This is a genomic window from Patescibacteria group bacterium (genome assembly GCA_041661625.1).
Classification (GTDB): Bacteria; Patescibacteriota; Patescibacteriia; order JAHIZJ01; family JAHIZJ01; genus JBAZUB01.
Map to the genome: position 1 here is coordinate 1 of JBAZUB010000021.1, position 3,480 is coordinate 3,480.

Genomic DNA, 3,480 nt, shown 5'->3' on the forward strand with positions numbered 1-3,480 from the left:
TGTTCCGTCCCAGCTACCTGAGGCCGGAAAACGGGTAGTAAATCCCACCTAATCGAGGCCGCATTGGCAGGTTCCAATCCCAGATAACCGGGGCCGGAATTGCCGGGTGTAATCCCAGCAATCCGAGGCCGGTTTAACCGGGGCAAATCCCACCAAACCGAATCCAAAAACATGGGTCCTGTTCCCAGGTAACCGGACCCATGTCGTAAAGCGTTAAACTATCTCCAGAACGAGCCAAGGAGAATAGGATGATGACGCATACAACTAGGAGGCGGTTAATGGACAGGAAAATAGTAGAACTGCTAATGCAGGGCGCATCGGTAACCACTATCACAACAGGTCTTAAAGTAGGAAAAGGCCGGATAAAAAGACTGCGCGAGAAGGCAAAAGCCTGCGGGTATCTGCCTGCGGAGGGCCGCGGCGCGGGGGTCACGCCATTGCCCGCCTACCCGGAAGCCATCTTCCATGACGATGCAGATAAACGCGTCGGCCGGCAGTCGGCGGAGCACCGGAAGCTTGATTCCATCCGCAGCTGGATAGAAGAGCGATTGGGAACCGGCTGGGATCCCGTGACGGTATTTGAAGAACTGCCGGAAGAACTGCGCGATGTAAGCCGGTCCAGTTTCTACCGGTATCTTGCCCGCGCTGATATAGCGGGGGCGGAGAAAGACAACCGAGTAATCCCCGAGATAGCCCATGACCCTGGCGAGGCGCTGATAATGGATTGGGGCAAGTTATGTCACGGCGTGGACCCTCTCACAGGCAGGAAGCGTATCGTATGGGCGTTTATCGGTGTCATGGGATATTCCCGGCGGCGGCTTGTGCGGTTGGTTTGGCGGATGGATGCGGGAACCACCCTGCGGGCGATAGAAAGCATGTTCCGTGAACTTGGCGGGGTACCGCGAAAGATTACGATAGACAATCCCAAATGCATAGCCCTGACGGCCAGCCGTTATGAGCCGTTGCTGAACCCTGTGGTTGAGCGGTTCGCCGGGCATTACGATTTTTTCTGGGAGTGCCTGCCGCCGTACGAGCCGCAGATGAAAGGGCACGTGGAAAAGCAGGTTCCCTATATGCGTCGGCTGATGCAGGCGAGAAACAATGAATGGGGCGGTATAGAATCTGAGGAGGCGTATTTGAGGGGCAAAGTGGAGCTGGCCAACGACAAGCCGCACGGCACGACGCGGCGGCGGCCTATGGAAGTATGGGAGGCGGAAGAAAAGCCCGCCATGAAGGCACTGCCGGCGGTCGAATACGCTATAGAGCAATACGGTGAAGGGTTGGTGCGGCGCGACGGGTACGTGCGATTTGATAGTCGGTATTACGCAGTGGGTGCGGGGTTGAAAGGGAAGCTGGTCACGATGATAGCCGACCACCGGCAGGTGACAATATACCGTGAGTCTCAGTTGCTTGAAGTTTACGATCGATTACGCGACCCGAAGAATATGAAAGTAGCGAAGCGGCATTATCTAAAGCCGTGGGAACAGCCGACCGGCGACAGCGGATTTTACCTTGAGCGTGCTGGCAAGGTCGGGCCTAACGTGAAGCTGTGGGTGGAGGAGGTTTTAAAACAAGGGCAGGGGTTTGTGGATACGCGCAAGGTATGGGGAGTGCTGAGCCTGGATAAGCGGTATCTGCCTGCCGAGGTAGATCTTGCCTGCGGCCGCGCCCTGGAGCTTAAAAGCATGAGTTATCGGGTGGTGGTCCGCTTTGTGGAAAACGCGCGGTACGCGGCCGGGCAGGGAATATTGTTGCCGGCCATCCCTGTTCCGGCCCTCGGTCATAAATATACGCGGTCATTAGCCGAATATAAAAATCTGCTGCCCATGGAAGGGCTGCACAAGGAGGATGGACACGCATGAACATAGAAACGGTAAAGACGCAGTTAAAGTCGCTGCATTTGTCGGCGGCGGCGCGGGAGGTGGAAGAGGTGCTGGCGAGCCACGGGTCGGCGGTGGACCTTGGCTGGGTGGCGGAGTTGCTTGAGCGGGAGCTGGATGCGCGTAAGGAGCGCGCGGTAACGCGCCGCATAGAGAACGCCGAATTCCCGGAGATAAAAACCATAGAGGGTTTTGATTGGGGATTTAACCGCAAGATAGATAAGGCGGCGATAGATGAACTGTCGGACCTTGAGTTGATCAAACGGCGCGGGATAGCGTTATTCCTGGGGCAGACCGGAACCGGGAAGACGCATTTAGCGCTGAGTTTGGGGCTTAAGGCCGCAAAGGAGGGCTTGAGGGTTTACTGCACGAGCGTTAAGAAGCTGATAGCCGAAATAGAATTGGCGCGCGCCCGTAACACCCTGGCCGGCTTATTCCGGCGCATCCTGTCATCGCAGTTATGGGTAATAGACGATTGGGGTGTGGTATCAATGAGCAGAGAGGTATCGGAAGAAGTGTTTGACCTGCTGGACAGGCGGAAATTAAATTCGGCGATGATCCTGACTTCCAACCGCGATATAGAGGAGTGGGGAGAGGTCTTTGCCGACCCTGTCCTAGCGAACGCGGCAATAGACCGGATGTTTGAGGCCGCCAAGATAGTGGTCTTCGAGGGCAAGAGTTATCGGCTGAAGGACCGGATTGTTTTACCGGACTTAAGGCTGGATCCCACGCCAAAACGAGACACACCTGTGGCCGGAGAAAGGGGCGAACGTGCGGTTGAGAAAGATGCCCTGAAGTTGCAAAGGCGGAAAGGCTAAAATGCTAAGATAAAAACGATTCGGAAAAGCGGCCTCGGTTACATGGGACTGAGGCGGCCTCCATTACCTGGGACGTGACAGTCGTGGGATGGAAGTCTATCCGAACCTAACACTAGGGGGGTTATCCAGCCCGGGAATTGGCTGGGGGGGATACTTTCAGACAATTCTCAAATTAGCACGACAATGTGATGCCGCAGGTAAGAGTATTTCCCTAAAACACAAAGCAATGATAAAGCAAACGATATTAAAAAATCCTAGACGCGCCGCAAATTCAGAAGACCAACAGATTATTAGTTGGCAAAAGAAACGCCTACACGGTTGACCTCCCCCTGTTTAACCCACCTGCGCGGTCAGTGTCAGGGGACGTGAGGCTGTCGCAAAACTAAAACCAATTTCCAAATTTTGCTACATTGCAAACATTAAGTATTTTGTGTTTATCGTCGGGGAAAGGCAAAAATCCCTGTTTTAAAAAGTTCGCTTTTGGGGGGTGTTGATTGCCAGAACAAGGGGGGGCAAAAACTAACTTTTGGTAAAAAAAACAACCCCGAACAGGGGTTGTGGAATTAGTGGTAAATTGGCGCGGCCAACGGGGGCCAAAAACTAACTTTTTAGATTCGTCCTTCATAGGGAAAACCCGTTTTATGCCTGCCTTCGAACTGCCTTTAGACCTCTTCCTTGAGCGCTAACGAGATTTGACCACCCCCTGCTAATCAGAATTGACCAGCCAAATCGGTAATCCGTACAAATCCCAACACAAACTGTATCAGTAATGAATCCAGGCG

2 protein-coding genes are annotated in these 3,480 nt (G+C 53.9%); both read left to right on the top strand.

Going from position 1 to position 3,480, the window contains the following annotated elements; genetic code table 11:
• Positions 1-278: 278 nt before the first annotated feature.
• Positions 279-1,862: an IS21 family transposase gene (istA, locus tag WC734_06530; protein ID MFA6198773.1), complete on the top strand. Its 1,584-nt coding sequence runs from the start codon at positions 279-281 to the stop codon at positions 1,860-1,862.
• On the top strand, positions 1,859-2,698 hold the full coding sequence (gene istB / locus WC734_06535; GenBank protein MFA6198774.1) for an IS21-like element helper ATPase IstB: 840 nt from the start codon (positions 1,859-1,861) through the stop codon (positions 2,696-2,698). Before istA ends, istB begins: the two co-directional genes overlap by 4 nt.
• Positions 2,699-3,480: the final 782 nt, after the last annotated feature.

What these genes read in the sequence shown, in the direction of transcription:
- istA (MFA6198773.1), top strand. Translation starts at nt 279, where the DNA reads ATGGACAGGAAAATAGTAGAACTGCTAATGCAGGGCGCATCGGTAACC.
- istB (MFA6198774.1), top strand. Translation starts at nt 1,859, where the DNA reads ATGAACATAGAAACGGTAAAGACGCAGTTAAAGTCGCTGCATTTGTCG.